This is a genomic window from Achromobacter sp. NCFB-sbj8-Ac1-l (assembly GCF_052695805.1).
Map to the genome: position 1 here is coordinate 3,398,989 of NZ_CP199812.1, position 25,005 is coordinate 3,423,993.

Consider the following 25,005-nt stretch of genomic DNA (forward strand, 5'->3'; position numbering starts at 1 on the left):
CCCGGCGCCCTGCTCCTACGAAACACCGCACTGATTACCTCGCGGCCCAGCCGCCACCTTGCATATGAACCAAACGTCCGCCTCCGTCACCCCGCCCGATCGCAACCGCCTGCTGGCGCAACTGGACAACACGCCCGCCTGGGACGTGATCGTCATCGGCGGCGGCGCCACCGGCCTGGGCACCGCCGTGGATGCCGCCAGCCGCGGCTACCGCACGCTGCTGATCGAAGCCGCCGACTTTGCCAAGGGCACGTCCAGCAAGGCCACCAAGCTGGTCCACGGCGGCGTGCGCTACCTGGCACAGGGCAACATCAGCCTGGTGCGCGAGGCCCTGCACGAACGCGGCCTGCTCAACCGCAATGCGCCGCACCTGGTGTGGCCGCTGGGCTTCGTGGTGCCGGCCTACAACCTGCTGGACCAGCCCTTCTACGGCATCGGCCTGAAGATGTACGACATGCTGGCCGGCAAGCTGAACCTGTCGCCCAGCCGCTGGCTGTCGCGCCGCGACACGCTGGCCAATGCGCCGACCCTGGCCGAAAGCGTCAACGGCCGCGGCCTGAAAGGCGGCGTGCTGTATTACGACGGCCAGTTCGACGATGCGCGCCTGGCGCTCAGCCTGATGCGCACGCTGTTCGACCTGGGCGGCACGGCGGTGAACTACGTGCGCGCCACGGGCCTGACCACCACCGGCGGCAAGGTCGACGGCGTGACCGCGCAGGACGCGCTGGGCGGGGCCACTTTCACGCTGCGCGCGCGCTGCGTGATCAACGCGACCGGCGTGTGGGTCGACAGCGTGCGCCGCATGGAAGACAAGAACGCGCCGACCATGGTGGCGCCCAGCCAGGGCGTGCACCTGACGCTGCCGCAGGATTTCCTGCCGGGCAAGCGCGCCATCCTCATTCCCAAGACCGACGACGGCCGCGTGCTGTTCGTGGTGCCGTGGAACGGCCACACCATCGTGGGCACCACCGATTCACCGCGCAACGACCTGCCGCTGGACCCGGAAGCCGGCGCGCAGGACGTGGACTTCATCCTGCAGACGGCCGCGCGCTACCTCAGCCGCAAGCCCACGCGCGACGACGTCACCAGCGTCTGGGCGGGCCTGCGGCCGCTGGTCAAGGCCACGGGGGATGCCTCCACCAAGTCGCTGTCGCGCGAGCACACCATCCTGGTGTCGCAGGCCGGGCTGGTGACGGTCACGGGCGGCAAATGGACCACCTACCGCCGCATGGCGCAGGACGTGGTGGATACCGCCATCCAGCACCAGTTGCTGACGCAGGCCAGCTGCCGCACCGAGTCGCTGGCGCTGCATGGCTCGGGCGGCCTGGCGCCGTCGCAGGAACATGCCGGCACGCCGGACAGCTACTACGGCAGCGACCTGCCCGCGCTCAAGGCCCTGCCCGGCGCGGACCGCATGCTGGTGAAAAGCAGCGGCCTGTCCGAAGCGCACGTGCGTTTCGCGGCGCGCTTCGAGTTGGCGCGCAGCGCCGAAGATGTGCTGGCGCGCCGCAACCGCGCGCTGTTCCTGGACGCCGACGCCGCCCTGATGGCCGCGCCGGAAGTCGCGCGCATCCTGGCCGAGGAACTGGGCCACGACGCCGCCTGGCAGCAGCGCACGCTGCAGGAGCTGGCCGGCGTGGCGGCGCATTACAAGCTGAAGTGATCTCGCGCGGCCAACGCCGCGTCGATGGCTGCAGGGTCATACCGCGTGGCGATGGCCGCGCGCCGTGCCCCTGCGTTCACGCACCCGCCGCAAGCGCAGTGCGTGCGCCTGCTTTCACGGCACGCGCAGCGGGCTGTGCTGGATCATCGTCTCGAAGACGCGCAACAGATCGGGGTCGCATTTGGACCCCGCTTCCACGTTGAGAATGCGCATGATCTCGGCGTGCGTGCGCGCCGGGTGATACGGCCGGGCGTCGCCCAGCGCGTCGTAGGAATCGGCCAGCGAAATGATGCGCGAATGCAGCGGAATGTCGTGCCCGGCCAGCCCCTCGGGGTAGCCGGAGCCATCGAAATGTTCGTGATGATGGCGCACCGCCAGCGCGATGAGTTCGCGTTGCGGTATGTCGCTATGCATGATGATGTCGGCACCCGTCGCGGCGTGCGACTTCATGATGTCCCAATCGTCTTTTTCCAGCCGCTTGGGCGAGAACAGCACGCGGTCCGGCGTGCCGATCTTGCCCACGTCGTGCAAGCGCGCGGCCACGGCAACCGCTTTCTGTTCGTCGTCAGGCAGGCCGCAGGCGTGGGCCAGGGCCACGCTCAGGGCGACGACGCGGTGGCAATGGCGGCCGGTGGCAGGATCGCGCGCCTGCATCGCGGCGAACAGCGCGGCTTCGCAAGAACCTGGGGAACAGGCAGCAGGCGCGGACGCGTCCTGCGGGGGCAAGTCTGGAGGCATTAGGCATGGGGCGCGCGGTTGCAACGGAACCGTGCGCTTGTGTCTGAAAGTATCAATTCTGACACAAGCGCGCGCCCCGCGCGGCGAATCGAACCGTACAACGATGCGGACATCGGCAAGGCGCCGGCACGCCTGCGGCCAGCGCGCCAACGCCCGCGCATCACGCCTTCAGCCGGTCCAGCAACGCTTGCGCCACGCCCACTGACGACGCCGGATTCTGCCCCGTGATCAAGAGACCGTCGGACACGACATACGGCTGCCAGTCCGGCCCCTTGGTGTACAAGCCGCCCAGCGCGGCCAGCTGGTCTTCGACCAGGAAGGGCACCACGTCGGTCAGTTGCACGGCGGCCTCTTCCGCATTGGAAAAGCCCGTGACCTGGCGGCCCTGCACCAGCGGCTTGCCATCGGCGGTCTTGGCGTGGCGCAGCACGCCGGGCGCGTGGCACACGGCGGCCACGGGCTTGCCGGCGGCCAGCATGGTCTCGATCAGCGAGACCGACTTGGGGTCTTCGGCCAGGTCCCACAGCGGCCCGTGACCGCCGGGATAGAACACGGCGTCGTAGTCGGCCGCCTGCACCTCGGCCAGGCGGCGCGTGGCGGCCAGGCGCTGCTGCGCGGCCGGGTCCTGGCGAAAGCGGCGGGTGTCGTCGGTCTGGGCGTCGGGGTCGTCGCTCTTGGGGTCCAGCGGTGGCTGGCCGCCCTTGGGCGAGGCCAGCGTCAGCGTCGCGCCCGCATCCAGGAAGGCGTAGTACGGCGCCGCGAACTCTTCGAGCCAGAAGCCGGTCTTGCGGCCCGTGTTGCCCAGCGTGTCGTGGGAAGTCAGCACGATCAGGATATTCATGTTGCGCTCCTATGCATCGGGGCCGACGCGCACGATGCGCTTGCCCGCGTTTTCGCCCTTGAGCAGGCCCATCAGGCCGCGCGGCGCGTTTTCCAGGCCGTCGACCACGTCTTCTCGGTACTGGATGCGGCCGTCTTTCAGCAGCCCCTGCATGGCCTCGCGGAATTCGCCGTAGCGATGCGCGTATTCGTTGAAGATGATGAAGCCCTGCACCTTGATGCGCTTGGTGAGGATGGTGCGCATCAGCAGCGGCAGGCGGTCGGGGCCGTCGGGCAGGCTCGTGGCGTTGTAGGCCGAGATCAGGCCGCAGACCGGCACGCGCGCGCGCGGGTTCAGTAGCGGCAGCACGGCGTCGAACACCGCACCGCCGACGTTCTCGAAATACACGTCGATGCCCTGCGGCACAGCGCGCGCCAGTTGCTCGGCCATGTCGGGCGCCTTGTGGTCGATGCAGGCGTCAAAGCCCAGCGTGTCCACGACGTAGCGGCATTTGTCGGGGCCGCCGGCAATGCCGACGGCCCGGCAGCCGTGGATCTTGGCCAGTTGGCCCACCACCGCGCCCACCGCGCCGCTGGCCGCGGCCACCACCACGGTTTCGCCGGCCTTGGGCTGGCCGATGTCGAGCAAGCCCATGTAGCCGGTAAAGCCCGGCATGCCCAGCACGCCCAGCGAATAGGACGGATGGTCGGGCGACTGGCCCAGCTTGAGCAGGCCGGCGCCATCGGACACGGCGTAGTCCTGCCAGCCGGATTGGCCCAGCACCCATTCGCCCACCGGGTAATCGGGATGGTTCGACGCCACGACCCGCGATACGGTGCCGCCCACCATGGGCTGGCCGACTTTCACGGGTTCGGCGTAGGACGGCGCATCGCTCATGCGGCCGCGCATGTAAGGGTCAAGCGACAGGTAGACCGTGCGCAGCAGCAGCTGGCCGGGGCCGGGTTGGGGCACCGCGTCGGTTTCCAGGCGGAAATCGCTGTCGGCGGGCTCGCCCTGCGGACGGGCGGCCAGGACGATGCGGCGGTTGAGGGAGGACGATTGCGGCATGGCGTGCAGACTCCTTCTGTTCCGGATCATGGCCTGCCCTGGGAAACGCGGGAAAACGAACAGCGCCGGCAGGCCTTCAGGGCATTACACCATCGATGCCCGGCGGCTTGTCCGGCAACCCTGCCCCTCGCCCCCCTTTTAATTAATTAAATATTTAATTAGAATTTGCGGCATGCCGAATTCGCCTGCCCCCGCCCGCCGTCCGGGCCGCCCGCCCCGCCCCGACAACGCCGCCGTCCGCGACCAGCTGCTGGACATTGCCACCGATCTGTTCGCCGCGCAGGGGGTGGCCGCCACCCGCATCGCCCACATCGCCGAGCGCGCCGGGGTCACCTCGGCCATGCTGCATTACTACTTCAAGAGCCGCGACCAGTTGCTGGATGCCGTCGTGCTGGAACGCGTGGTGCCAGTGATCAGCTTTGTCTGGAGCCCCGTGCCGCAGACGGCCCGCCGCGTGGTCGGCCCGGCCGACACCGCGCGCGCCGTCATCACCGAAATCGTCTCGCGCCTGGTGCGCTGCGCCGCTGACCGGCCCTGGCTGCCGGCGTTGTGGATGCACGAGGTGGTCAACGAAGGCGGCCAGCTGCGCGAACGGGTGCTGCGCCACCTGCCGTCGCAGCGCTTGCAGGTCTTTGCCGGCATGATCGCCGACAGCCAGCGCGCCGGCGCCATCACGCCCGGGGTCGAACCGCGCCTGGTGTTCCTGTCGATCCTGGGCCTGACCCTGCTGCCGCTGGCCACGTCCAGCCTGTGGCGCCGCATCTGGCAGGAAGACCCGACCGCCCAGGCCATCGGCCACGACGCCATCGCGGCCCACGCCGTGGCCATGCTGACGGGCGGGCTGTTCACCCCAGCGGCCCCGCTGACGGCCGGCCTGGCCCATGGCGACGCCGCCGCCGATTGCCCCGACCTGGCGCCGCCCGACGCCATGGCCGACACCCTGCTTCCCCCCTCGCCCACCCCAGGACGCTGACCATGCGCACCGACTCTGCCTTGCGCCTTGCACGCCCCGCCGCCGCCCTTTGCCTGTTGCTGCTGGCCGCCTGCGGCAAGGGCAGCGACGCGGTCTACCAGGGCTATGTCGAAGGCGAATACCTGTACATCGCCTCGTCCGAAGCGGGCCGGCTGGACAGCCTGTCGGTGCAGCGCGGCCAGCAGGTGGCCGCCGCCGCGCCGCTGTTCGCGCTGGAAGCCACCCGAGAAACCGCCGCCCGCGACCAGGCCGACGCGCAACTGGCGGCGGCCACTGCGCAGCAAGAAGACATTGCCACCGGCAAGCGCCCCGCCGAGGTTGACGTCACCCGCGCCCAATTGGCCCAGGTCGAAGCCGCCAGCCGCCGGTCGGCCACGCAGTTGGCGCGCGACAGCGCCCAGTTCCGCATCGGCGGCGTGGCCCGCGCCCAACTGGACGACAGCCGCGCGCAGGCGCAGTCGGATGCGGCGCGGGTGCGCGAACTGCGCGCCCAGCTGGACGTGGCCAACCTGCCCGGCCGCCAGGATCAGCGGCGTGCGCAGGCCGCCCAGGTCGAGGCCGCCCGCGCCGCGCTGGCCCAGGCCGACTGGACACTGGCCCAGAAGCGCCAGGCCGCGCCGACCGCCGCGCTCGTGTTCGACACGCTGTACCGCGTGGGCGAATGGGTGCCGGCCGGCAGCCCGGTCGTCAGCCTGTTGCCGCCGGGCAATATCAAGGTGCGCTTTTTCGTGCCCGAGGCCGTGGCCGGCGCGCTGAAACCCGGCCAGGCCGCCACCGTGCGCTGCGATGGCTGCGGCGACCCCGTGCCGGTGCGCATCGACTACATCTCGCCGCAGGCCGAATACACGCCGCCGGTGATCTACAGCCGCGAAACCCGTGGCAAGCTGGTCTACATGATCGAGGCGCGTCCGGCGCCCGACGCCGCCGCGCGGCTGCATCCCGGCCAGCCGGTCGAGGCGGCGCTGCAATGAACGGCCCCACGGCGCCGGGCGGCTACGTCATCGACGTGCAGGGCCTGAACAAGCATTTCGGCGACAAGCACGTGGTCAACGACGTGTCGCTGCAAGTGCGCGAAGGCGAGATCTTCGGTTTCCTGGGCCCCAACGGCAGCGGCAAGACCACCAGCATCCGCCTGATGTGCGGCCTGTTGACGCCGGATTCGGGCAGCGGCACCTGCCTGGGCTACGACATCATCAAGGACAGCGCGCAGATCAAGCGCCAGGTCGGCTACATGACCCAGAAGTTCTCGTACTGGGACGACCTGACCATCCGCGAGAACCTGGATTTCGTGGCCCGCATGTACGGCATGCCCCAGCGCCGCGAGACCGTCGACCGCGCGCTGCAAGACCTGGGGCTGCAAAGCCGCGCCGGGCAACTGACGGGGTCGCTGTCGGGCGGCTGGAAACAGCGGCTGGCGCTGGCCGCCTGCCTGCTGCACCAGCCGCGCCTGTTGCTGCTGGACGAACCCACCGCGGGCGTGGACCCGACCGCGCGGCGCGACTTCTGGGAACAGCTGCACGAGCTGGCCGCGCGCGGCATCTCGGTGCTGGTCAGCACCCACTACATGGACGAAGCCGAACGCTGCCACAAGCTGGCCTACATTTCCTACGGCAAGCTGCTGACCCAGGGCACGGCCGACGAGGTCATTGCCGAGCAGCACCTGACCACCTGGGCCATCCACGGCCACAACCTGGTGCCGCTGGCGCAGCAGTTGCGCGGCGCGCCGGGCGTGGACCAGACGGTGGCCTTCGGGTCGGCGCTGCACATCAGCGGGCGCGACGCGGCGCAGCTGGAACGCACGCTGAACGACGCCGTGGCCGGCCAGGACCTGCGGCTGGAGCGCATCGACACCAGCCTGGAAGACGTCTTCATCTACCTGATGAACCGTTCTTCCGACAACTTCGCGAGCCCGGCATGAGACGCCACCTGGAGGGCTTTTCGTGGTCGCGCTGGTGGAGCATGGTGCTCAAGGAATTCCTGCAACTGCGGCGCGACCGCATCACCTTCGGCATGATCGTGGGCATCCCCATCATGCAGCTGGCGCTGTTCGGCTACGCCATCAATACCAACCCCAAGCAGCTGCCCACCGCCGTCATCGTGGCGGATCACAGCCCGTTCACCCGCAGCTTCGTGGCCGCGATGAAGTCGTCGGACTACTTCCACATCGTGGACGAACTGCCCAACGAAGAAGCCGGCAGCAGAGCGCTGGCGCAGGGCCGCGTGCTGTTCGTGGTGACCATTCCGCCCGACTTCACCCGCAAGCTGCTGCGCGGCGAGCGCCCGGCGCTGCTGATCGAGGCCGACGCCACCGACCCCATGGCGACGGGACTGGCCATCGGCTCGGCCAACCAGCTGGCGCTGGCCGTGGCGCAGAAGGACCTGACCGGCCCGCTGGCGCACCTGGCGGGCGGCCAGCCGCCGTTCGACGTGCGCGTGCACCAGCTCTACAACGAAGAGCAGATCTCGCAATACAACACCGTGCCCGGCCTGATGGGCGTGATCCTGACCATGACATTGGTGATGATGACCGGCTTGGCCATGACGCGCGAGCGAGAACGCGGCACCATGGAAAACCTGCTGGCCATGCCGGTGCGGCCGCTGGAAGTCATGACCGGCAAGATCGTGCCGTACATCGCCATCGGCCTGATCCAGGCCACCATCATCCTGCTGGCCGCGTATTTCATCTTCCACGTGCCGTTCCTGGGCAGCCTGTTGACGGTGTACCTGGGCGCGCTGATCTTCGTGGCCGCCAACCTGACCGTGGGCATCACGCTGTCGTCGCTGGCGCAGAACCAGTTGCAGGCCATGCAGCTGACGATGTTCTATTTCCTGCCCAACATGCTGCTGTCCGGCTTCATGTTCCCGTTCCTGGGCATGCCCCAATGGGCCCAGTACCTGGGCAATCTGCTGCCGCTGACCCACTTCAACCGGCTGATCCGCGGCATCCTGCTCAAGGGCAACGGCTGGTGGGACCTGTGGCCCACCATCTGGCCCATGCTGCTGTTCACCGCCATCGTCATGACGGCCGCCGTGAAGTTCTACCGCCGCACCCTGGATTGAAGGCCGCCATGTCCTGCCCCCGCCCTCGCCTGCCCCTCGCCCGCCGCGCCGCGGCGCTGGCCGCCTGCGCCCTGCTGCCCGGCTGCGCTGTCGGCCCCGATTTCAGCCGGCCCGCCGCGCCTGCCGTCTCGGCCTATGCCGCGCCGCAAGAGGCCGCCGCGCAGCCGCGCCTCACCGCCGCCGACATTCCCGGGCAGTGGTGGCAGCTGTTTCAATCCCCCGCCCTGGACGCGCTGGTGCGCCAGGCGCTGGACGCCAGCCCCACACTGGACCAGGCCCGCGCCCGCCTGCGCCAGGCCAGCGAAGACCTGAACGCCGAGACCGGCGGCCGCCTGCTGCCCGCCGTGGACGCCAACCTGTCCGCGACCCGGCAGAAGGTCGATCCGTCCGCCTATGGCGTGCCCGTGACCGAACAGCCCGCCCCGTTCACGCTGTACAACGCGTCCATCGACGTGTCCTACACGCTGGACGTCTTCGGCGGCAACCGCCGCGCGCTGGAAGGCCTGGCCGCCCAGGTGGACTACCAATCGCACGAATGGCAGGCGGCCCGCATGACGCTGGCGGCCAACGTCGTCACCACCGCCATCCGCCAGGCCGACCTGACCGAACGCGTCGCCATCACGCGCGACCTGCTGGCCGCCCAGCAACGCCAGCAGGACATCATGCGCCAGCGCCTGGCGGCCGGCGGCATCGCCGAAGCCGACCTGCGCAACCAGGAATTGCTGCTGGCCCAGACCCAGGCCACCCTGCCGCCGCTGCAATACCAATTGGCCCAGGCCACCCACCAGCTGGCCACCTACCTGGGCCAGTTGCCCGCCGACGGGCAGGCGCCGCCGCTGCGCCTGGCCGACCTGACCCTGCCTGCCGAGATTCCGGCCGGCGTGCCGTCGGCGCTGACCCGCCAGCGCCCCGACATCCTGGCCGCCGAGGCCTTGCTGCACCAGGCCTCGGCCGATGTCGGCGTGGCCACGGCCAACCAGTATCCCCGGTTCACCCTGACCGCCAGCTTCGGGTCGCAACGCACGCGGGCCGGCGATATCACCGATGGCGTCAACGTCTGGAACCTGGGGCTGGGCGTGGTGCAACCGCTGTTTCGTGGCGGTGAACTGCGCGCCCGCACGCGTTCGGCGCAAGCCGCCTACGACGCCGCCCAGGCCGCCTACCGCCAGACCGTGCTGGACGGGTTCCGCCAGGTCGCCGACGCGCTGCGCGCCGTGCAGACCGATGCCCAGGCCTTCGGCGCCTACGACGCCGCCTGGCGCCGCGCGGCAGACGCCGACCGCATCGCCCAGGGCCGTTACCAGGCCGGCGGCATCAGCCACCTGAGCCTGCTCGACAGCCAGCGCCAGTTGCTGCAGACCCGGCTGTCGCGCAGCGCCGCCGATGCCGCACGCTACGCCGACACCGCCGCCTTGCTGCAAGCGCTGGGCGGCGGCTGGTGGAACGAAACACCGCCCGCCCAGGCCGCCGCAAAATCCTCGCCATAGCCCGCAAACCCGCGCCAAATCAGGCCTTGCGGGCTCATGTCCGAGAATTCGGGTAAGAAAGTGGTGTTGTGCGACGTTTAGGAATCCGTTGTATCCGATGCATCATGCATGCGCTGAAGCTGCACAGATCTCGACAACGATTCATGAATGACCTACTAGACCTCATCGTCTTCTCGCCCGACCCCCGCCAACGTACCCGCCGTAGCGACGCCCTGGCCGGCATGGGCTTCTCGCCCCGCTGCTGCGAAGATTCCAACGGCCTGTTCCGCCTGTTCCAGGCCCGCCGCACCCCGCTGCTGGTCATGGAAGCCGAACTCACCGACCTTTGCATGGCCGTCGCAGGTCTGCGCGCCATGGACACCACCGCCGGCATCGTCGCCGTCTCCACCTTCGATTCCCCCGAAAACCGCATCCTGGGCCTGCACTGCGGCGCCGACGCCTGCTTCCAACCCGACGTCGCCACCGCCGAAATCGCAGCCGCCCTGCAAGCCCTGGTCCGCCGCGTCCCCATCTCCGGCCGCCGCCCCCACGACCCCGACCCGCGCCCCGCCCCCGTCGACGGCAACGGCAAATGGCACTTCCAGGACGCCGCCTGGACCCTCGTCAGCCCCCGCGGCACCCGCCTGGCCCTGACCCAGGCCGAACGCGACTTCCTCCTCAAACTCACCACCAGCCCCGACAAACGCCTGCCCCGCGGCGACCTCCCCCCCGGCGACCCCCAAGCCGGCCGCGAGTCCATACGCCGCACCGACGTCGTCGTCAGCCGCCTGAGAAGAAAAGCCCAGGAAACCAACATGGAACTCCCAATAAGAACAGTCTGGGGCTGGGGCTACGCCTTCACAGGCGACATCTAACCCGCCCCCCAAACCTCGCCACCCGTAGCCCTGGGGGCTGGGCCTTGTTGTGGCGAGCAACCTCGCTGCGCCCAAGGGAATCCGCAGGCGTACGAGGATGATGCAGGGGACGTCCGGAGCGAAGGCTCCGGACCGCAATCGTGGGCGCTCGCCACAACAAGGCCCAGCCCCCAGGGCGACCTACGAAGACACCCCAACCGCCCAAGCCCCCACCCGGCGTATCATTCCCCTAGCCCCCCAAACACCGCCAAACAGACATCAAACATGGACGTCTACACCCGCCTGCAAGCACTGCTGACCCATCACCAAGCCACCTTCCGCCTGATCTCCCACCCGGCCGCCGGCCGCTCCGTCGAAGTCGCCGCCGTCCGCGGCACCGCCGTCAGCCAAGGCGCCAAGGCCCTGGTCTGCCGCGTCAAGATCTCGTCCAACCAGCGCAAGAACGTCCTCGCCGTCTTCCCCGCCGACCAGCAGGCCGACCTGGAAGCCATCGCCCGCGCCGCCGGCGGCAAGAAAGCGTCCCTGGCGTCCCAGGACCTCGCCCGCGAACTCACCGGCTGCGAAATCGGCGCCATCCCGCCCTTCAGCTTCAACCCCGACCTGCACCTGATGGTGGACCCCACGCTGCGCCAACGCCACGATGAAATCGTGTTCAACGCCGGGCGGCTGGATGCCTCCATCCTGATGCGCACCGACGACTACTTCCGGCTCGCCGCGCCGCAAGAAGCCCCGCTCATCAAAGGCTAGCCCCCACGAACCCGCGCCCCGAGGCCGCCTTGTCCCGCCCGACCCACCCGACGCGCGCACGCGCTTCCAACATGCGCTGGCTCATGAGCCTGGCGCACATGGAGCCGTCGCCGGTCAGCCGCTGGGTGGCGCTGCGCGCCGCGCTGGCCATCGGCCTGCCCACCGCCGTCGGCCTGGTGCTGGACCAGAGCGCGGCCGCCGCGCTGGTCGCCCTGGGCGCCCTGCCCGCCATCACCGGCGACAACGGCGGCCCCTACCGCAATCGCGCCCTGTCCATCGGGTCCACCGTCTTCGGCGGCGCGCTCGGCTACCTGCTGGGCAACCTGCTGGCCGGCCACGGCCTCTGGAGCGCCGCCGGCATGACCGTGCTGGTGCTCATCGCCAGCCTCGTCGGCACCTTCAACAACATCGCCGCCGTCGCCACGCTGCAATTTGCCACCTACGTCATCGTCGGCACCAGCCTCACCTCGACCCTGCCGCCCTGGCTGCCGTCAGTGCTGGTGGGGGCCGGAGGCCTGTTCGGCCTGGCGCTCACGCTGCTGGGCTGGGTCGTCAACCCCATTGCCCCGGAACGCGCCGCCGTCGCCACCGCCTACCGCAAGCTGGCGGCCATGTTCGCCGCCATCGGCACCTCGCGCATCATGGCCGCGCGGCGCGACATGGAAGCCGCGCTGACCACCGCCTACGACACCGTGCTGGCCGCCCGCGGTCGCGCCGCCGGCCCCTCGCCCCGGCTGGCCCGGCTGGCCGCGCAACTGCAGGCCTGCACGCCGCTGTCCGACACCGCGCTGGCGCTGGCCCGCGCCGGCCGGGTGCTGCCGCACGAAGGCGCCCGCGTCATGAACCGCCTGGCCGACCGCGTGGAAAACGACGCCCCGCCCGCGCCCGCCGACGACATCGCCACGTTGCGCGGCGCGGGGCTCGATGCCCTGGCCGACGCGCTGGCCCGCGTGCAGCCGCTGCTGGACGGCAGCGGCCCGGCCCAGCCCGACGCCTTTCCCGCCTTGCCGCCCGCCCGGCCGCGGACCCCGTGGCGCGTGCTGGCGCGCACCTACCGGCCCGGTCCCACCACGGTGCGCTACCTGGTGCGACTGGGCTTGTGCCTGATTGCCGCCGAAGTCGTCGCCCACGCCTTCGCGCTGCCGCGTTCCTACTGGGTGCCCCTGATCGTCGTGGTGGTGTTCAAGCCCAACTTCGGTTCGGTCTTTGCCCGCGCGCTGCAAAGCTGCGCCGGCAGCGTCGTGGGCGTGGCCATCAGCGCCACCGTGCTGGCGCTGGACCGCAGCGGCATCGCCAGCCTGGTCACCGTGGCGGCGCTGGCGGCGCTGCTGCCCTGGTCCATCCGCCGCAACTACGGCCTGTTCTCGGCCATCCTGCTGCCCATCCTGATGTTGCTGATCGGCGCGCTGCAACCGGGCAGCTGGCCCATCGCCCTGGCCCGGCTGGTGGATGTGGCCGTGGCCGCGGGCATCGTGCTGGCCGTGGGCTACCTGCCCTGGATGCGGCTGGAACGCCACAACCTGGACCAGGCCGTCGCCACCGCCATCGACACGCTCGCCGCCTATCTCAACGCCGTGTTCCAGGCCGACGGCGCCACCCGCCACGACCTGCGTGCGCAAGCCTATGCGCGGCTGTCGGACCTGCGCATCGCGCTGCAGCGCGGCCTGTCCGAACCCCGGCTGGTCAGCCGCCGCGCGCTGGCCTGGTGGCCGGTGGAAGTAGCGCTGGAACGCGTCGCCAACGCCGTTTCGGACACCGCCTGGTCCCTGCCCGCCGACGCGCCGCCGCCCACGCCCGCCGAACTGGCGCAACTGGCCGGCGCCCTGCACGCCATGGCCGAGGCCGTGGCACAGGGTGCGCCCGTGGCGGTCGACCCGATCGACGCGCCCGTGCCCGCGCTGCGCGAGGCGGCCGCCGCCATCGAATCCCTGCGCGCGACGCTGGCCGGCCCGGAATTCGCGGCCACGCCGGGCAAAGCCGCGCCCCCACAACCAAACGCTCACCAGGTCTGAACCATGTGTCTCGCCGTCCTGGCCCTGCACGCCGTGCCGGGCATCCCCGTCCTGATCGCCGCCAACCGCGACGAATTCCACGCCCGGCCCACGCTGCCCGCGGCGCAATGGCCAGATGCGCCCAGCGTCTACGGCGGCCGCGACGGCCTGGCCGGCGGCACCTGGATGGGCGCGACCACGGGCGGGCGCTATGCGCTGGTCACCAACTTTCGCGAACCGGGCCGGCAGATTGCCGACGCCCCGTCGCGCGGCGCGCTGGTCGAAGGCTTCCTGCGCGGCACAGTATCCCCCGCGGACTACGTGGCCGCCGTCCATGCCGCCGGCCAGGCCTACAACGGCTTCAACCTGATCGTGGGCGACGCGCGCGGCGCCTGGTACACCAGCAACCGCGACGGCGCGCCGCGCGCGCTGGCGCCCGGCGTCTATGCGCTGTCCAACCATTTGCTGGACACCCCCTGGCCCAAACTGGCGCGCACTCGGGCGGCCTTTGAGCGCGTGCTGGAAAACGATCCCCAGCCCGACCTGCCGGCGCTGTTCACCGCCCTGGCCGACCGCCAGCCCGCCGACGATGCCGACCTGCCCGCCACCGGCCTGCCGCGGGATCGGGAAAGACTATTGAGCAGTCCGTTCATCATCAGCCCCAACTATGGCACCCGCAGTTCCACCGTGCTGGCACTGCGCGACGACGGCGCGGCCGAATTGACCGAAAGGCGCTTCGCCCCCGATGGATCGGTCAATGGCGAAAGCGCCCTGGCCTTTGCCTGGCGCGACGCTGCCGCAAGCGATATCCTGAAATAGGCCGCGGAAACAATCGGTAGGCATCCCGTCGCGCCGAAAGCGAACTCGCCGCGCGACGGGCGGTCGAATTTCCCATCACGCTTTTTTTTGCGCGTGATCATTTCCGTAAGGAGCATTCCATGAACAAACGCATCGAACGCTGCACCGTGGCCGCCGTCATGGCGCTGGGCAGCCTGGCCGTTGCCGGCATCCTGACCACCGCCCAGGCCGCCCTGCCTGCCGTGAAGCAGCAAGGCAGCGTGCAGTACGTCAGCGGCGGCATCGGCCTGGACGAATCCGAAGCCCTCAAGGCCGCGGCCAAAGACTACCCGCTGGCGCTGACGTTTGCCGCCCAGCGCGACGGCAAGGCCGACTACGTGGCCAACGTCGCCGTCCACATCCAGGACGCCCACGGCAAGCAGGTGTTGAAGGCCGAATCCGAAGGCCCCTACATGCTGGTCAAACTGCCCGCCGGCAGCTACAAGGTGTCCGCCACCTTCAACGGCAAGACGCAAGACCGCGACGTGACCGTGCAGAACAGCGGCACGGCGCGCGCCGTGTTCGAGTGGAAGTAAGGTCCACGAAGCCACCTGGCATGACATCCCGGCGCTGCCTCGCGCAGCGCCTCGTGGCCGTCAAGGAAACGACGCCGTGGGGCTGCGGCCCTTGAAGGCATGGGCGGCCGCTTCGATTTCGTTGGTCCAGATACCGCCCGTATAGCCCGTGGGCACGCGGCGCATGTCGTCCGGCGTGTCGATGCCGGTTGAAAAGCCTTCGCCCTCATACGGCCCGATCAGGAACGGGGTGCTGCCGACGTTGCGCAGCCGCGCCTGGAAGCGGCCGGGCCAGCCCCACAGCCAGGGCGCGACATTGATCGGCACCATCACCGGCATGCCGCGGCAAGCTTCTGGCACATGGCCCGACCAACCCAGGGCGGCGTAGCGCAGCAGGCAGGATTTCAAACCCGAGCGGGTCAAGGTCGGCACATCCGGCGACAACTGGCGCAGGCGCGCCATCGGCTCATCGCCGCCATAAGCCATGAAGTCGCGCCGCCGTTCGGGCGTCATGGCATTGAGCACGCGGGCCAGGGCCTCGCCCTCGGCCGGGTCGCGGCTTTTGACATTGATCAGGAAACGCTGGCGCGGAAAGGCGGCCAGCACGTCGTCCAGCGACGGCATCAGCCCCACGCCGCGGCCACGCAACGGAAACGTCTTGCCCCCGTCCGCCGTGTAGCCGTAGCCGATGTCCAGCGCCTTGAGCTGGGCCATGGAATGTTCGCGCGTCACGCCGTGGCCGTCGCTGCGGCAATCCAGCGTCCAGTCATGGAACACCGCGAACTGGCCGTCGGTGGTCGGGTGCACGTCGATCTCGACGATGTCGGCGCCCGCCTCGAAGCTGACGCGCATCGACGCGATGGTGTTTTCGAGGTAGCCATGGACGGGCGGCACGATCCGGGTAGCCGTGCAGGTGTCGGGCTGCATGCCGGTGGTGTCGTACCGCTGCGCGATGCCGCGGTGCGCCAGCAGCGTCGGCTGCGCCCCCGGCTCGGGCACCGTCCGGTCGGCATTGGCCACGTATACCAGCACGCCCGCCACGACGGCGACGCCGGCCGCGATGCGCCGTTTGCGCATAGTGCTACACGCCCGAGAACAGGATGGCGATCGTGAACCCCATGCTGATCGTCCACACCAGCGAACGCAGCGCGCCCCAGCCCGCCAGGTACATCGCCAGATAGCCCAGCCGCACCCCCAGCCAGCACGCCATCAGCGTGGCCACGTGCGCGGGCGGCGCCTGGGTGTACAGCGCAAACAGCACCGCGCCGAAAAAGAACGGCAGCGCTTCAAAGGTATTGATCTGCGCCGCGTTGGCGCGCGCCCGCCAGCCTTCCTGGCGGGCCAGCCAGGCGCGCGGATCGTTGTTGTCGAACTTGTTGCCGCCGGCCTTGGCCACGATCGTCGACACGAAGGGCAGGATTGCCGCCGCCAACATCAACCAGGCGATCAGTTTCATTGTTGCTCCTTGTGCGGGCAGGCCCGCGACGCGCGGCAAGCCCGTGCCGCCGCTGCGGCATGGTCGCCTGAAAGCGCGGAAATGAAAAGCCCGGGGCGCTTACACTGGCGACCTTGTCGTGGCGGCGGCTGCGCGCCTTGGCGGATCGCCGCGCTTTTTCGGGTGGCGCCACCCGCCCGCGGGGCCGCACGCAGACCGCCGCCCATTGATGCATCGCAGGAAGATTCATGCCGCTCGTGTCCCCCGGTTCGCTCTTGTTCCTGGCCGCCGCCCTGTTGTGGCTGCCGGCCACCCGCCGCTGGTCGCTGCTGCCGCTGGCTGCCGCCTACGCCTGGGCCTGGACCCAAGGCGGCATCGAGCCGCTGGCGCTGGCCTGGCCCGCGCTGCTGGTCCTGGCCGCCATGCTGGTCCGCCCTGCCTCGCCGCCCGCCCTGCGCGCCACCGGCCATACCCTGTTCCTGGCGGTGGCCGTGCTGCTGTTCCTGCATTGGCTGCCGGGCTTTCACAACCCGCTGGTCATCCCGCGCGCCGCGCTGACGCCCGACGCCGTACCCTTCGGCATGTACCTGAACCTGGATAAACCGCTGGTCGCGTTCTGGGTCATCCTGGCCGCCGCGCCCGTCATGGCGGGAACCACCGCGCGCACCACCCTGGGCGCCGCCCTGGCCGCCTGCGCCGCCGCCATCGTGGTCTGCCTGGGGCTGGCCCTGGCGTTGGGCGTGGTGGGATGGGCGCCGAAATGGCCCGAATCCGGCTGGCTCTGGCTGATCAACAACGCCTTGCTCGTGACCCTGGCCGAAGAAGCCTTGTTCCGCGGCTACGTGCAGCAGCGCCTGGCGCAGTGCTGGCGCGGCCAGCGCTGGGGCGCCACGGCCGCGCCAGGGGTCGCCGCGCTGCTGTTCGGCCTGGCGCACTACGCGGGCGGCTGGCAGTGGATGCTGCTGGCAGGCATTGCCGGCGTTGGCTACGGCGCGGCCTATCGTCATGGCGGCCTGGCAGCCGCCGTGCTGGCCCACCTGGGCCTGAACGCCGCGCACTACGGGCTGTTCACCTACCCGATGCGCGCGATTCTGCATTGAGAATACGCGTGACGCTGAATTGAAAAACGGGCTTGGGTTCCCGCTTGCGGCCATGCCGCAAACCGGAACCCAAGCCCGTATGAGGACTCGGCCGAGCGGGCCGGACGGCCTGGCTACCCAGGCAGCGTCCGACCGGCCGTTCAGGCCGCCAGGGCCGGATAGTCCGTATAACCGGCCGCGCCCGACGAATAGAACGTCGACGAATCCGGCGCATTCAGCGGCGCCTTCAGCGCGAAGCGGCGCACCAGGTCCGGGTTGGCGATGTACTGCACGCCAAACGCCACCGCATCCACGCGGCCCGCTTCAATGGCAGCTTCCGCCGATTCGCGCGTGTAGCCTTCGTTGCCGATGTACACCCCGCCAAACGCCTCGCGCAATTGCGGGCCGATGCTGTCCGTCCCCTCGTGCTCGCGCACACACAGGAACGCCAGGCCACGGCGGCGCGCCGCACGCGCCACGTAGCTGAACGTCGTCAGCGGATCCGAATCGCCCATCGTGTGCGAATCGCCGCGCGGCGACAGGTGCAGGCCGACCCGGCCCGCGCCCCACACGCTCACACACGCATCGATCACTTCCAGCATCAGGCGGGCGCGGCCTTCCAGCGAACCGCCGTAGCCATCCGTGCGCTGATTGGTGCTGTCCTGCAGGAACTGGTCCAGCAGATAACCGTTTGCCCCGTGCACTTCCACGCCATCGAAACCGGCGTCCTTGGCCAGCAGCGCGCCGCGGCGATACGCCTCGACCACGCCCGGGATTTCATCCGTTTCCAGCGCGCGCGGCACCACATAGCCGCGCTTCGGACGCACCAGGCTCACGTGGCCTTGCGCCGCAATCGCGCTGGGCGCCACCGGCAGTTCGCCGTTCAGGAACACCGGATCGGAAATCCGGCCCACGTGCCACAGCTGCGCAAAAATACGGCCGCCGGCGGCATGCACCGCGTCCGTCACCTTGCGCCAGCCCTTCACCTGGTCTTGCGACCACAGCCCCGGCGTATCCGCATAGCCCACGCCCTGCGGCGTCACCGAGGTCGCCTCGGTCAGGATCAGCCCGGCGTCGGCGCGCTGCACGTAATACTCGGCCATCAATTCATTCGGCACCCGGCCTTCGCTGGCCCGCTGGCGGGTCAACGGGGCCATGATGATACGGTTCGGCAGGGTCAGATCGCCCACGCGCAGGGGTTCAAACAACTGGCTCATACAAACAAATCCTTGCCCGGCGGTCGGGCGCTGGGTAGCGGCGGCAGGCTACATATCTTGGTTCAATTGCTGCAAAAACGCGGCAATCACGGCTTCATTGCGACGAAAGAACACCCACTGCCCCACCTTCGTCGGCGTAATCAGCCCCGCGCGCTGCAGCACCGCGAGGTGTGAAGACACCGTCGACTGCGACAGCCCGCAGCGCCCATCGATATGGCCCGCGCACACCCCGTTTTCAAAGGTATGCCCCGGCCGTTCCTCGAAGTGCGCCTCCGGCGTCTTCAACCACGCCAGAATCTCGCGACGCACCGGATTGGCCAACGCCTTGAGAATGGCGTCGGCATCGATCACCGGAGCGGCCGCCGTAGCGGGAGAAGAAAGGGTCGTCATATTCAAATATCGCAATTTATCGAATCTTATATCGAGACATCTCGATATATAGTCATGCCCCTACGAGCCAAGGGGCTATCCCCCCCAAAACCGCCTACTCGCCCTGCACCCGCCCCCGCAACCGCTTCACCTCGCCATGCAGCACCTTGCGCTGCACCCGCCGCCGCTGCGACGCCCGCGTCGGCTTCGTCGCCCGCCGCGGCTTCTCGACCTTCGCCGCCGCCCGCACCAGAGTCACCAGCCGCTCGATCGCCTCGGCCCGATTCTTTTCCTGGCTGCGAAACGACTGCGACTTGATGACGATCACGCCATCCTTCGAAATCCGATGATCGTTCAGCCCACACAAGGCATCCTTGATCTCGTCCGGCAACGACGACGCCCGCACATCAAACCGCAGATGCACGGCACTGGAAACCTTATTGACGTTCTGCCCCCCCGCGCCCTGCGCCCGGATCATCGAGAACTCGAGCTCGCGCTCATCAATATAGAGAGAATCTTGAACATGAAACATAGCGCGAGAGTATAAGTGCTCCCGCCCCGAAGCCCCCCCAGGAACTGCGGGGCCCAACACAATCCAGCCCCCATTCCCCGCAAGCCACAACCCTCCCCCAAGGGCGGGCACAAGCCCGCCACCGCCCCACCCCACGCCGGAATGGTCATCGCCCCAACAACAGCACACCCGACACCCGCGCGCAGCGCACCCTCGCCGACGCAAGACACCGCGTAAGCCGATGAGGCCGCCCGCGCGGCCGAAAGCGGCGGGCCCCGCAAATCTCTATGCAAGCCCCGACGCAGCAGCGCCCCAATCCTCGAAACCCGTAGCCCGCGGGGCTGGGCCTTGTTGTGGCGAGCAACCTCGATGCGCCCGAGGGAATCCGTAGGAGTCGCCGAAGGCGAGGACGAGGATGACAACGGGGAAGTCCGGAGCGAAGGCTCCGGACCGCAATCGTGGGCGCTCGCCACAACAAGGCCCAGCCCCGCGGGCGACCTACGAAGAACCAATCGCAGCAAGCAAAACCAACCACCCGCCCAAGAAAACAAGCAAGAACAAATCCCCACCACCAGCAAGCCCAGAATCACCCATTCCCCAGAAAGACTAAAATAATCCGCTTTTGCCCCATTCCAGCCCCCCGCAAGTCCATGACCTACACCGCCAAAGAAATCTTCAAGACCCTGCAAGGCGAAGGCGCCCACGCAGGCCGTGCGGCGGTCTTCTGCCGGTTCGCGGGCTGTAACCTCTGGACCGGCCGCGAAAGCGACCGGGCCAGCGCCGCCTGCAACTTCTGCGACACCGACTTCATCGGCACCGACGGCCACGGCGGCGGCAAATTCGCCACCCCCGACCTGCTCGCCGACGCCATCGCCACCGCCTGGGGCGAAACCACCGACAACCGCTACGTCGTCTTCACTGGCGGCGAACCCCTGCTCCAGCTCGACGAGCCGCTGCTTGCCGCCATCCATGCCCGCGGCTTCACCGTCGCCATCGAAACCAACGGCACCGTCAAACCGCCCCCCGGCATCGACTGGATCTGCGTCAGCCCCAAAGGCACCGCCCCCGTCGTCATCGAACGCGGCAACGAACTCAAGCTGGTCTACCCCCAGCCCAACGCCCTGCCGCCCAACTTCGAACACCTCGACTTCCAGTACTTCTTCCTGCAGCCCATGGACGGCCCCGCCCGCGTCGCCAACACCGAACAGGCCGTTCAATACTGCATGCAGCACCCGCAATGGCGACTCAGCCTGCAGACCCATAAATACATAGGCATTCCATGATTTCCGTGACCCGCAGGCTTGAATTCGACGCCGGCCACCGCATTCCCGACCACCGCAGCCAGTGCCGCAACCTGCACGGCCATCGCTACGTGCTTGAAATCACCCTGACCGGCGACATCGTCCAGGCCCCCGGCGAATCCGACAACGGCATGTTGATGGACTTCTCCGAAATCAAGCACATCGCCAAGACCCACATCGTCGATGTCTGGGACCACGCCTTCCTCGTCTACGAAGGCGACGCCGCCGTGCGCGGTTTCCTCGATACCCTGCCCGACCACAAAACCGTCGTGCTCGACCGCATTCCCACCGCCGAAAACCTGGCCGCCATCGTCTTCGCCACCCTGGCGCCGCACTACCACGGCCACTACGGCGCCGACCTGCGCCTGACCCGCGTGCGCCTGTACGAAACGCCCAACTGCTGGGCCGACTGCAACGGCTGACGCCGCACCGCCCGGGGCCTGCTGACAGGCCCCGGCTGACCGGCCTGCCGGCCTTCACGGACCGCGGCTGACGCCTGTCTCATCGCAGACACGCCCGTCGCCGCCGCTTCCCCGCCCCTGACGCGTCCCCGGCTTTCCATCCACGGAAAGCCCGCCCCCTATTCTTCCGATTGGAAAAATCTATGGAGATATTCGCCATTTTCAATTAATAGTAAGCTAATAGATAGGATACAATCGAATTCATGAACCCGCCCACCGACTCCCAACTCATGGCTACCACCGCAAACCTGATCGTGCTGTCGCGCGCCTATCGCGGCGCGGCCGACAAGGCGCTGGCCGACTACGGCCTGTCGCAAGCCACGGCCTGGCCCGTCATCCTGACCGGCCGGCTGGGCGACGGCGTACGCCAGGGCGCGCTGGCCGAAGCCCTGGGCGTCGAAGGCCCCTCGCTGGTGCGCGTGCTCGATCAACTGGTGGCCGCGGGCCTCATGGAACGGCGCGAAGACGCGCACGACCGCCGCGCCAAGACCCTGCACCTGACCGAAGCCGGCCATGCCCTGCGCAAACAGGTCGAAGACGTGCTGGTGGAATTGCGCCGCCGCCTCTTCGACGGCGTCAGCGAAGCCGACCTGCAGGCCTGCCTGCGCGTGTTCGACACCTTGAAGACTGCGCTGGGCCGCGGCACGGCCGGGGCCCAAGAGGACCGGCGCCCATGAAATTGCCGAACGTCCGCGAGACCATTTTTTCGCTCAAGAGCTATATCAGCGCCATCATGGCGCTGTATCTCTCGTACAGCATCGGCCTGCCCCGCCCGTTCTGGGCCATGACCACCGCCTACATCGTGGCCCAGCCCTGGTCCGGCGCCGTGCGGTCCAAGGCCCTGTACCGCCTGGTCGGCACCTTCTGCGGCTCGGCCATGACCGTCTACATGGTGCCGCGCCTGTCGAATTCCCCCGTCGTCATGACCGCCGCCATGGTGGCCTGGGTCGGCGCCTGCCTGTACCTGTCGGTGCTGGACCGCACGCCGCGTTCGTACCTGTTCATGCTGGCCGGCTACACCGCCGCCATGATCGGCTTTCCCAGCGTGTCCGACCCGTCGCTGGTGTTCGACACCGCCCTGGCGCGCGTCGAGGAAATCAGCCTGGGCATCGTCTGCGCCACGCTGGTCCACAGCATCGTGCTGCCGCGCGGCCTGGCGCCCGCCCTGACCCTGCAGCTGGACAAGGCCGTGCGCGACGCCAAGCTCTGGATCCACGACACCCTGAGCGGCCAGAACGCCGACCAGAAAGACCGCGACCGCCGCGTGCTCGCCAACGACATCACGCAGCTGCGCCTGTTGTCTACCCACGTGCCGTTCGACACCAGCAACCTGCGCTGGACCGCCGGCGCGGTGCGCGCCATGCAGGACCAGATTTCCGCGTTGACGCCGGCCGTGTCCGCCGTCGAAGACCGCATGCGGGCCTTGCAGGCCAACGGCCAGCCCCTGCCCGAGCCCGTCTCGCAGGTGCTGGCCGACATCTCGGAATGGATCAACGCCGGCGCCAAGGCCACCCACGAAACCGCCGTGCAACTGCGCGCCGCCGTCACCCAGCTGACGCCCGACATCGACAGCCGCTCGAGCTGGCGCGATGCGCTGCTGGCCAGCCTGATGACGCGGCTGCGCGAACTGATCGATACCTACGACGCCTGCCTGGCGCTGCGCCGGGAAATCCGCGCCGGACTGGCCGGCGCCCCGCTGCGCGCGCCGCGCGCCGAACGCGCCGCCAACAACACCAGCACGCTGCACCGCGACCACGGCATGGCGCTGCTGTCGGCCCTGGCCGCGGGCGTGGCCATTTCGGTCGTCTGCGCCTTCTGGATCGGCACGGCCTGGAGCAACGGCGCCACCGCGGCCATGATGGCCGCCATCTTCAGCTGCTTCTTCGCCTCGCAGGACAACCCCGTGCCGGGCATCATGCAGTTCCTGGTCTACACGGTGTATTCCATTCCGCTGTCGGCGCTGTACCTGCTGGGCATCATGCCCGCCATCCACTCGTTCGAGATGCTCGCGCTGGCGATGCTGCCCACCGCCTTCGTGCTGGGCGTCTTCATCGCCCGGCCCGCGTCCACCGGCAAGGCCATGGCCGTGCTGTTCGGGTTTCTGGGCACGATGGCGCTGCAAGACACCCACACCGCCGACCTGGTGTCGTTCATCGACACCCAGGTGGCGCAGTGCATGGGCGTGGGCGCGGCCGCCATCATCGCCGCCATCTTCCGCACCGTCAGCGCCGACTGGAGCGCCCGCCGCATCCAGGCCGCCAACTGGAAAGAACTGGCCGTGCTGGCAAGTTCGCCGCGCGCCCCTGCACGCCACACCTATGCCGCCCGCATGCTGGACCGCATCGGCCTGCTGCAGCCGCGCCTGGCGCTGGCCAAGCGGCCCGACGACCTGGTCGCCGCCGACGCGCTGAAAGACCTGCGCGTGGGCCGCGACATCACCGAATTGCAGCACGCCCGCCGCCACCTGCCCATGGCCGACGCCACCATCGCGCCGGTGCTGGACAGCCTGGCGCAGTTCTTCCGCGCCCGCTCGACGTGGCGCGCCGGTGAAAAGACGCCGGACATGCTGGCGCAGATCGACCGCGCGCTGGCCAGCGTCTCGGCCACGCCGGCCGGCGCCGCCGCCCGCGACCGCGCCGTCGTGGCCCTGGTGGGGCTGCGCCGCGCGTTCTTCCCGGACGCGGCCGACTATCAACCCGCCCATCCCACGCTGGAAACCCCATGATCGGCGAATTCAACCTCTACGGCATTTACTTCCCCTGGCTGCTGGTGCTGGGCGTGGTCACCCTGGGCGTGGCCTGGGCCGTGCGCCGCGTGCTGGCGCGCGCCGGGCTGTACCGCCTGGTGTGGCACCCCGCGCTGTTCGACCTGGCGCTGTTCGTGGTGCTGCTGTATGGCGTATCCCTTATTTCCCCTTATTTTTTGCAGAGATAGGTATGAAACTCCCCACTGCCCTGCGCCCCGCCGCCCTCGGCAAATTCGCGTTGACGGCCGCCGTCGTGGTGGCCGCCGTCGCCGCCGGCTGGCAGCTCTGGGTGCACTATGAAGTCGAACCCTGGACCCGCGACGGCCGCGTCAAGGCCTACGTGGTGCAGGTGGCGCCGGACGTATCCGGCCTGGTCACCGCCGTGCCCGTGCACGACAACCAGGACGTCAAGGCCGGCGACCTGCTGTTCGAGATCGACCGCGCGCGCTTCCAGCTGGCCTATGACCAGGCGCAGGCGTCCGTGCACTCGCAACAGGTGGCGCGCGAACAAGCCATGCGCGACGCCAAGCGCAACCGCTCGCTGGGCCAACTGGTGGCCGCCGAGGCGCTGGAACAAAGCCAGACCAAGCTGCAGCAGACCGAGGCCGCGCTGGCCCAGGCCGAAGTGCAACTGAACACCGCGCGCCTGAACCTGGAACGCAGCCGCGTGCTGGCCGTGACCGACGGGCGCATCACCAACCTGGACCTGCGCGCAGGTTCCTACGCCACCGCCGGCCGCGGCGTGATGGCGCTGGTCGATTCCAGCTCGTTCTACGTCGAAGGCTACTTCGAAGAAACCAAGCTGCCCGGCATCCACGAAGGCGACCCCGTCACCGTCACGCTGATGGGCGACAGCCGCCAGATCCGCGGCCACGTCGAGAGCATTGCCCTGGGCATCGCCGACCGCGACCGCAGCACCAGCGCCAACCTGCTGCCCAACGTCAACCCGACCTTCAACTGGGTCCGGCTGGCGCAGCGCATTCCGGTGCGCGTGAAGATCGACGAGGTGCCCGAAGGCGTGCGCCTGGTCGCCGGCCAGACCGCCACGGTGGCCGTGGGCGACGCCGCCGCGCCGCGCCCGGCCGAGCCCGCGGCCAAGCAGCCGTTCTGATCCCCACGCGACCTTCTTCAAC

26 protein-coding genes are annotated in these 25,005 nt (G+C 69.1%); 18 read left to right on the top strand and 8 right to left on the bottom strand.

Going from position 1 to position 25,005, the window contains the following annotated elements; translation table 11 throughout:
* The first annotated feature begins 64 nt into the window (after nt 1-64).
* Complete coding sequence (locus tag ACUDP5_RS15560) at nt 65-1,663, top strand: glycerol-3-phosphate dehydrogenase/oxidase (RefSeq protein ID WP_263913232.1); 1,599 nt, start codon at nt 65-67, stop codon at nt 1,661-1,663.
* Between the two features lie 114 nt (nt 1,664-1,777).
* On the opposite strand, the gene ACUDP5_RS15565 is transcribed toward ACUDP5_RS15560, so the two are convergent.
* From ACUDP5_RS15565 to ACUDP5_RS15575, 3 genes are all read right to left on the bottom strand, one after another.
* Nucleotides 1,778-2,401 carry an HD-GYP domain-containing protein gene (locus tag ACUDP5_RS15565; RefSeq protein WP_445656498.1) on the bottom strand — a complete coding sequence of 208 codons (624 nt, stop codon included), beginning with the start codon at nt 2,399-2,401 and terminating at the stop codon, nt 1,778-1,780.
* A gap of 160 nt (nt 2,402-2,561) precedes the next feature.
* A complete protein-coding gene (locus tag ACUDP5_RS15570; RefSeq protein WP_263913230.1) occupies nt 2,562-3,242 on the bottom strand; it encodes a type 1 glutamine amidotransferase domain-containing protein in 681 nt (226 codons plus the stop codon).
* A 9-nt stretch (nt 3,243-3,251) separates the two neighbouring features.
* Complete coding sequence (locus tag ACUDP5_RS15575) at nt 3,252-4,289, bottom strand: NADP-dependent oxidoreductase (RefSeq protein WP_263913229.1); 1,038 nt, start codon at nt 4,287-4,289, stop codon at nt 3,252-3,254.
* A gap of 172 nt (nt 4,290-4,461) precedes the next feature.
* On the opposite strand from ACUDP5_RS15575, the gene ACUDP5_RS15580 reads away from it, so the two are divergent.
* The 10 genes from ACUDP5_RS15580 (at nt 4,462) to ACUDP5_RS15625 (ending at nt 14,774) form a co-directional block, all read left to right on the top strand.
* Nucleotides 4,462-5,262, top strand: coding sequence for a TetR/AcrR family transcriptional regulator (locus ACUDP5_RS15580; RefSeq protein ID WP_445656499.1), 801 nt, complete (start codon nt 4,462-4,464; stop codon nt 5,260-5,262).
* A gap of 2 nt (nt 5,263-5,264) precedes the next feature.
* Nucleotides 5,265-6,233: an HlyD family secretion protein gene (locus tag ACUDP5_RS15585; protein ID WP_445656500.1), complete on the top strand. Its 969-nt coding sequence runs from the start codon at nt 5,265-5,267 to the stop codon at nt 6,231-6,233.
* Nucleotides 6,230-7,180 carry an ABC transporter ATP-binding protein gene (locus ACUDP5_RS15590; protein WP_445656501.1) on the top strand — a complete coding sequence of 317 codons (951 nt, stop codon included), beginning with the start codon at nt 6,230-6,232 and terminating at the stop codon, nt 7,178-7,180. The genes ACUDP5_RS15585 and ACUDP5_RS15590 overlap by 4 nt, the downstream gene beginning before the upstream one ends.
* Complete coding sequence (locus ACUDP5_RS15595; protein WP_263913225.1) at nt 7,177-8,322, top strand: ABC transporter permease; 1,146 nt, start codon at nt 7,177-7,179, stop codon at nt 8,320-8,322. The genes ACUDP5_RS15590 and ACUDP5_RS15595 overlap by 4 nt, the downstream gene beginning before the upstream one ends.
* Nucleotides 8,323-8,330: 8 nt before the next feature.
* The gene (locus ACUDP5_RS15600; protein WP_445656502.1) at nt 8,331-9,809 is read left to right on the top strand and encodes an efflux transporter outer membrane subunit; all 1,479 of its coding nucleotides are present in this window, start codon (nt 8,331-8,333) and stop codon (nt 9,807-9,809) included.
* 143 nt (nt 9,810-9,952) lie between these two features.
* Nucleotides 9,953-10,663 carry a response regulator transcription factor gene (locus ACUDP5_RS15605; RefSeq protein ID WP_445656503.1) on the top strand — a complete coding sequence of 237 codons (711 nt, stop codon included), beginning with the start codon at nt 9,953-9,955 and terminating at the stop codon, nt 10,661-10,663.
* Nucleotides 10,664-10,927: 264 nt separating this feature from the next.
* Nucleotides 10,928-11,410: a YbaK/prolyl-tRNA synthetase associated domain-containing protein gene (locus ACUDP5_RS15610; protein WP_263913222.1), complete on the top strand. Its 483-nt coding sequence runs from the start codon at nt 10,928-10,930 to the stop codon at nt 11,408-11,410.
* 29 nt (nt 11,411-11,439) lie between these two features.
* Nucleotides 11,440-13,422 carry an FUSC family protein gene (locus ACUDP5_RS15615; protein ID WP_263913221.1) on the top strand — a complete coding sequence of 661 codons (1,983 nt, stop codon included), beginning with the start codon at nt 11,440-11,442 and terminating at the stop codon, nt 13,420-13,422.
* A 3-nt stretch (nt 13,423-13,425) separates the two neighbouring features.
* On the top strand, nt 13,426-14,220 hold the full coding sequence (locus ACUDP5_RS15620; protein WP_445656504.1) for an NRDE family protein: 795 nt from the start codon (nt 13,426-13,428) through the stop codon (nt 14,218-14,220).
* A gap of 119 nt (nt 14,221-14,339) precedes the next feature.
* Nucleotides 14,340-14,774 (top strand): carboxypeptidase-like regulatory domain-containing protein, encoded by a 435-nt coding sequence (locus ACUDP5_RS15625; protein WP_263913219.1) that lies wholly within the window; start codon nt 14,340-14,342, stop codon nt 14,772-14,774.
* 60 nt (nt 14,775-14,834) lie between these two features.
* Here ACUDP5_RS15625 and ACUDP5_RS15630 read toward each other — a convergent pair whose 3' ends face one another.
* Entirely contained in the window at nt 14,835-15,830 is a 996-nt protein-coding gene (locus tag ACUDP5_RS15630; protein ID WP_445656505.1) for a glycerophosphodiester phosphodiesterase family protein, read from the bottom strand.
* 4 nt (nt 15,831-15,834) lie between these two features.
* On the bottom strand, nt 15,835-16,209 hold the full coding sequence (locus ACUDP5_RS15635; RefSeq protein WP_263913217.1) for an MAPEG family protein: 375 nt from the start codon (nt 16,207-16,209) through the stop codon (nt 15,835-15,837).
* Nucleotides 16,210-16,436: 227 nt separating this feature from the next.
* Between ACUDP5_RS15635 and ACUDP5_RS15640 the strand changes: the two genes are divergently transcribed.
* Nucleotides 16,437-17,288 (top strand): lysostaphin resistance A-like protein, encoded by an 852-nt coding sequence (locus tag ACUDP5_RS15640; RefSeq protein WP_445656506.1) that lies wholly within the window; start codon nt 16,437-16,439, stop codon nt 17,286-17,288.
* 140 nt (nt 17,289-17,428) lie between these two features.
* Here ACUDP5_RS15640 and ACUDP5_RS15645 read toward each other — a convergent pair whose 3' ends face one another.
* From ACUDP5_RS15645 to arfB, 3 genes are all read right to left on the bottom strand, one after another.
* Nucleotides 17,429-18,484 carry an alkene reductase gene (locus tag ACUDP5_RS15645; RefSeq protein WP_263913215.1) on the bottom strand — a complete coding sequence of 352 codons (1,056 nt, stop codon included), beginning with the start codon at nt 18,482-18,484 and terminating at the stop codon, nt 17,429-17,431.
* Between the two features lie 48 nt (nt 18,485-18,532).
* Nucleotides 18,533-18,874 carry an ArsR/SmtB family transcription factor gene (locus ACUDP5_RS15650; RefSeq protein ID WP_263913214.1) on the bottom strand — a complete coding sequence of 114 codons (342 nt, stop codon included), beginning with the start codon at nt 18,872-18,874 and terminating at the stop codon, nt 18,533-18,535.
* 94 nt (nt 18,875-18,968) lie between these two features.
* Nucleotides 18,969-19,385, bottom strand: a complete 417-nt coding sequence (arfB, locus tag ACUDP5_RS15655; RefSeq protein WP_263913213.1) for an alternative ribosome rescue aminoacyl-tRNA hydrolase ArfB — start codon at nt 19,383-19,385, stop codon at nt 18,969-18,971.
* Between the two features lie 629 nt (nt 19,386-20,014).
* On the opposite strand from arfB, the gene queE reads away from it, so the two are divergent.
* The 6 genes from queE to ACUDP5_RS15685 all read left to right on the top strand — a co-directional run bounded on the left by queE (nt 20,015) and on the right by ACUDP5_RS15685 (nt 24,983).
* Complete coding sequence (gene queE, locus ACUDP5_RS15660; RefSeq protein WP_445656507.1) at nt 20,015-20,647, top strand: 7-carboxy-7-deazaguanine synthase; 633 nt, start codon at nt 20,015-20,017, stop codon at nt 20,645-20,647.
* On the top strand, nt 20,644-21,087 hold the full coding sequence (gene queD / locus ACUDP5_RS15665) for a 6-carboxytetrahydropterin synthase QueD (RefSeq protein WP_263913211.1): 444 nt from the start codon (nt 20,644-20,646) through the stop codon (nt 21,085-21,087). Before queE ends, queD begins: the two co-directional genes overlap by 4 nt.
* A gap of 242 nt (nt 21,088-21,329) precedes the next feature.
* Entirely contained in the window at nt 21,330-21,803 is a 474-nt protein-coding gene (locus ACUDP5_RS15670) for a MarR family transcriptional regulator (RefSeq protein WP_263913210.1), read from the top strand.
* Nucleotides 21,800-23,851, top strand: a complete 2,052-nt coding sequence (locus tag ACUDP5_RS15675; protein WP_263913209.1) for an FUSC family protein — start codon at nt 21,800-21,802, stop codon at nt 23,849-23,851. The genes ACUDP5_RS15670 and ACUDP5_RS15675 overlap by 4 nt, the downstream gene beginning before the upstream one ends.
* Nucleotides 23,848-24,060, top strand: coding sequence for a DUF1656 domain-containing protein (locus ACUDP5_RS15680; RefSeq protein ID WP_025140452.1), 213 nt, complete (start codon nt 23,848-23,850; stop codon nt 24,058-24,060). The genes ACUDP5_RS15675 and ACUDP5_RS15680 overlap by 4 nt, the downstream gene beginning before the upstream one ends.
* Nucleotides 24,061-24,062: 2 nt before the next feature.
* On the top strand, nt 24,063-24,983 hold the full coding sequence (locus tag ACUDP5_RS15685; RefSeq protein ID WP_445656508.1) for an efflux RND transporter periplasmic adaptor subunit: 921 nt from the start codon (nt 24,063-24,065) through the stop codon (nt 24,981-24,983).
* The last annotated feature ends 22 nt before the right edge of the window (nt 24,984-25,005 follow it).